At 73.5% G+C, this 4,653-nt stretch carries 3 protein-coding genes; 1 reads left to right on the top strand and 2 read right to left on the bottom strand.

Features of this window, described 5'->3' with window-relative positions; translation table 11 throughout:
• A partial coding sequence (locus tag ACZ7D7_RS33830) for a maltotransferase domain-containing protein (protein WP_470829375.1) occupies nt 1-806 on the bottom strand: 806 nt, incomplete at its 3' end.
• Between the two features lie 376 nt (nt 807-1,182).
• On the opposite strand from ACZ7D7_RS33830, the gene ACZ7D7_RS33825 reads away from it, so the two are divergent.
• Nucleotides 1,183-3,792: a glycosyltransferase family 1 protein gene (locus ACZ7D7_RS33825; protein ID WP_470829376.1), complete on the top strand. Its 2,610-nt coding sequence runs from the start codon at nt 1,183-1,185 to the stop codon at nt 3,790-3,792.
• Nucleotide 3,793: 1 nt separating this feature from the next.
• On the opposite strand, the gene ACZ7D7_RS33820 is transcribed toward ACZ7D7_RS33825, so the two are convergent.
• Nucleotides 3,794-4,303: a DUF1990 domain-containing protein gene (locus tag ACZ7D7_RS33820; protein ID WP_470829374.1), complete on the bottom strand. Its 510-nt coding sequence runs from the start codon at nt 4,301-4,303 to the stop codon at nt 3,794-3,796.
• Nucleotides 4,304-4,653: the final 350 nt, after the last annotated feature.

Genomic DNA, 4,653 nt, shown 5'->3' with positions numbered 1-4,653 from the left:
GGCAGGTAGACCACGTCGAAGCCCATCGCCGCGATCGCCGGAAGACGCCGCGCCGCGGTGCGGAACGTGCCGTGCGGCTGCTCGACCGTGCCCTCCGAGCGGGGGAAGAACTCGTACCAGGAACCGAACAGCGCCCGCTCCCGCTCCACCAGCAACGGCAGCGGATCGGACGCCGTGACGAGATCCCGCAGCGGATGCCGGGCGAGGACCGCGTCCACCTCCGGGGTGAGCGCCGCCGCCAGCCGGGACGCCGGAGGGCGCGCGTCGTCGCGCAGCGCCGCCGCGGCGGCCGTCAGCACCGCGCGGTCCGTGTCCCCGGGCACCCCTTCGGCGGCCCGCTCGTACAGTCTCGCGCCCTCCTCCAGGACCAGGTCCGTGTCCATGCCCGCCGGGATCTTGATCTCCGCGTGGTGCCGCCAGGTGGCGACCGGGTCGCCCCACGCCTCCACGGTGTACGACCACAGGCCCGGCTCGCCGGCCGTGACCGTGGCGCCCCAGCGGTCGGTGCCCGGGGCCAGCTCGCGCATCGGCGTCCACGGCCCTGGCCGGCCGTCCGGACCGGTGAGGACGACGTTCGCCGCGACCGCGTCGTGCCCCTCACGGAACACGGTCGCCGAGATCTCGAAGGACTCCCCGGTGACCGCCTTCGCGGGGCGGCGGCCCCGCTGGACCACCGGGCGGACGTCCAGGACGGGGATGCGGCCCACCGCCGTCGCGGCGGGGCGGGACCGCGGCGCGGGGGGTGGTTTCGGAGTGGGTGTGGTGGTACCTGGGCGGGGTGGTGACGAGTGGTGCTTGGCGGGCATGACCGCTCCTGTCCGCGTCAACGATGGTGGGCGGATGACTGTGGGGAGGTGGGTCCTGCGTGTTCTGCTGGTCCTGCGTGTCCGGCTGGTCCTGCGGTGTACCTGCTGGGTTTCCCGGTGGAGCCTTCCCACCCCCTTCGGGTGGGCAATCCGGCCCTTTGTTAACTACTCGCGCGTATGTCTGCACACAAGACCAGCCTCGCCCGGGAGGCCCGCAGGTGGGCCCCGGCCCCGCCCCCGGTGGCCGGGATTCGCTCCCCCCAGTGCGCCGGGTTCGACCCTTACGGCCTCCCCGAGCTCCCGTGTCGGCGGCATCCGCGCCGGTACTGTCGTGCGGGACGCAGACCGCGTCCTCTCCAACGCGCCGAGGTGGAATGTGAAGGCGATCCGTCGATTCACCGTCCGTCCCGTCCTCCCCGAACCCCTCCGGCCACTCAGCGATCTGGCTCGAAATCTGCGCTGGTCCTGGCACGCCGAGACCCGCGAACTGTTCCGGTCCGTCGATCCCGAGTGCTGGGACGGCGACCCCGTGCGGCTCCTGGGCAGCGTCTCGCCCGGCCGCCTCGCCGAGCTGGCCCGTGACGCATCCTTCCTGGCACGGCTCACGGCCGTCGCCGACGACCTGCGCGAATACGTCGAGGGCAGCCGGTGGTACCAGGAGCAGACCGCCGAGTTCCCCGCCGCCGTCGCCTACTTCTCCCCCGAGTTCGGCATCACCGCGGCCCTGCCGCAGTACTCCGGCGGACTCGGCATCCTCGCCGGTGACCATCTGAAGGCCGCCAGCGACCTCGGCGTACCGCTCGTGGGCGTCGGGCTGCTCTACCGGCACGGGTACTTCCGGCAGTCGCTGTCCCGGGACGGCTGGCAGCAGGAGCACTATCCCGTCCTCGACCCCAACGAGCTGCCGCTCACCCCGGTCGAGGAAGCCGACGGCACCCCCGCGCAGGTCGTCCTCGCCCTGCCCGGCGGGCGGTGCCTGCGGGCCCGGATCTGGCTGGCCCAGGTCGGACGAGTGCCCCTGCTGATGCTGGACTCCGACGTCGAGGAGAACGACCTCGGCGAGCGCGGCGTCACCGACCGGCTGTACGGCGGCGGCAGCGAGCACCGGCTGCTGCAGGAGATGCTGCTCGGCATAGGGGGTGTGCGGGCCGTGCGGACGTACTGCCGGCTCACCGGGCACCCCGAACCCGAGGTCTTCCACACCAACGAGGGGCACGCCGGATTCCTCGGCCTGGAGCGCATCGCCGAGCTGTGCGACCGGGGCCTGGACTTCGACTCCGCGCTGGAGGCCGTGCGCGCCGGGACCGTGTTCACCACGCACACCCCCGTGCCGGCCGGCATCGACCGCTTCGACCGCGAGCTGGTGGCCCGGCACTTCGGGCCGCAGGCCGAGCTGCCCCGCATCGACGTCGAGCGCGTCCTGCGGCTCGGCATGGAGACCTGCCCCGGCGGCGAGCCGAACCTGTTCAACATGGCCGTCATGGGCCTCAGGCTCGGGCAGCGCGCCAACGGCGTCTCGCTGCTGCACGGCAAGGTCAGCCGCGAGATGTTCTCCGGGCTGTGGCCGGGCTTCGACCCCGACGAGGTGCCGATCACCTCGGTGACCAACGGCGTGCACGCGCCCACCTGGGTGGCGCCCGAGGTGTTCCGCCTCGGCGCCCGGCAGATCGGTGCCGAGCGGGCCGAGGAAGCGCTCGCCGTCGGCGGCTCCGACCGGTGGGACTCCGTCGCGGACATCCCCGACCAGGACATCTGGGACCTGCGGCGCTGCCTGCGCGAACAGCTGGTCCAGGAGGTGCGGCGGCGGCTGCGCGCGTCCTGGCGGCAACGCGGCGCGGGCACGGCCGAGCTGGGCTGGATCGACGACGTGCTCGATCCCGACGTGCTGACCATCGGGTTCGCCCGGCGGGTGCCGTCGTACAAGCGGCTGACGCTCATGCTGCGGGACCGGGACCGGCTGATGGAGCTGCTGCTGCATCCCGAGCGGCCCGTGCAGCTCGTCGTCGCGGGCAAGGCCCACCCCGCCGACGAGGGCGGCAAGCGGCTCATCCAGGAGCTGGTGCGCTTCGCCGACGACCCCCGGGTGCGGCACCGGATCGTGTTCCTGCCCGACTACGGCATGGGCCTCGCGGAGAAGCTCTACCCCGGCTGCGACATCTGGCTGAACAACCCGCTGCGGCCCCTGGAGGCGTGCGGGACCAGCGGCATGAAGGCCGCGCTGAACGGATGCCTCAACCTGTCGGTGCTCGACGGCTGGTGGGACGAGTGGTTCCAGCCCGACTTCGGCTGGGCCATCCCCACGGCCGACGGCGCCGGGACCGACCCGGACCGGCGCGACGACATAGAGGCCGACGCGCTCTACGACCTGCTCCAGCAGCGGGTCGCCCCGCGCTTCTACGAGCGCGGGCAGAGCGGGCTGCCCGACCGCTGGATCGAGATGGTCCGCCGGACACTGTCCCTGCTCGGGCCGAAGGTGCTGGCCGGCCGCATGGTCCGGGAGTACGTCGAGCGGCTCTACGAACCCGCCGCCCGCGCCCACCGCGCGATGACCCCGGACACCGCACGCGACCTCGCCGCGTGGAAGGCCCGGGTGCGCGACGCCTGGCACGGCGTGACCGTCGACCACCTGGAGACGTCGGCGGCCCTGGACACCGCCGAGCTGGGCACGACGCTGGCGCTGCGGGTCCGCGTCGGGCTCGGCGGACTCGGGCCGGAGGACGTCGACGTGCAGGCGGTGTCGGGCCGGGTGGACTCCGAGGACCGCATCGCCGACGCGACGACCGTGCCGCTGAAACCGGCGGGCGGCCCCGACCAGGACGGGCGCTGGGTGTACGAGGGCCCGCTCTCCCTGGACCGCACCGGCCCCTACGGCTACACGGTCCGCATCCTGCCCGCGCACCCCCTGCTCGCGTCGAGCGCCGAACTCGGCCTGATGGCCGTCCCGTCGGACGACGTGGTGGAGGCGTCGGGGGTGCTGATGCGGTGAGTCAGTCCTTCGGGCCCTTCTCGCACAACTGCCGCAGCACGCTTCCGCACCTGCGCGCGTAGGCGTGCTGGAAGCCCCGCGTCGCCGGGCCGCCCGCCTTCGCGTACCACTTGGCCGGGCGGCTGAACGCGGACACCGTGAGCCACACGGTGCCGTCGCCGGTGCGGTCCACGACGAAGGACTCCTCGCCGCACTCCGGGTGGCCAGGCAGCGTGCCGTACGCCCAGCCGGCCCGGCGGGGTTCCTCCGCCGTCCAGACCACCCGGCACGGGGCCTTGATCACGCCGGCGAGGGACACGGTGACGTCGACGCCGGGGGCGGCCCGGTCCGCGCCCGCGTCGATGCCGACGCCGAGCGCGCGGTGCATCTCCCAGGTGAGGACCGCGTCCGCCGCCCGGAGGAACACGTCGTGCCCCTCGCCGAGGCGCGTGCGCACGTGCAGGGAGTGGAAGCCCGGCGGGCAGAAACCCTGCTCCCGGGTGCCGCCGACGTCGTCGTACGTGAAGGACATGGGGCCCAAGACTAGGGCCTGCGGTCCCGTCCCCGTCCGGGTGGCCCGTCCGTGACGCGGATGCCGGGCGTGGGCCCGCACGGAACGGACGGCGCTCGACCGCACGTGACGCATCCGCCGGGCGCGGCCGATCGTGAATCCGTCACGAAGGGCCCACGCGGACGCTGCTGCTCGACCGGGAGGGGCGGCTGTTCGCGCTGCCGGGCGGGATCGGGGCGCGCGCCGACGAAGTACGAGAACCGTGGGTCCGGTTCCGGGGGGGTGTCTCTATGTCCTTCGTCAAGGACGTGGTGCCTGGTGTGCGGGTGTTGGGGGTGGTCATGCGGCGAGAGTGATGGCGGGTGTTCTGG

The organism is Streptomyces sp. NPDC037054 (assembly GCF_055606745.1).
Note: the sequence above shows the minus strand (reverse complement) of the source record. Positions and strands in the feature narration are given on the sequence as shown.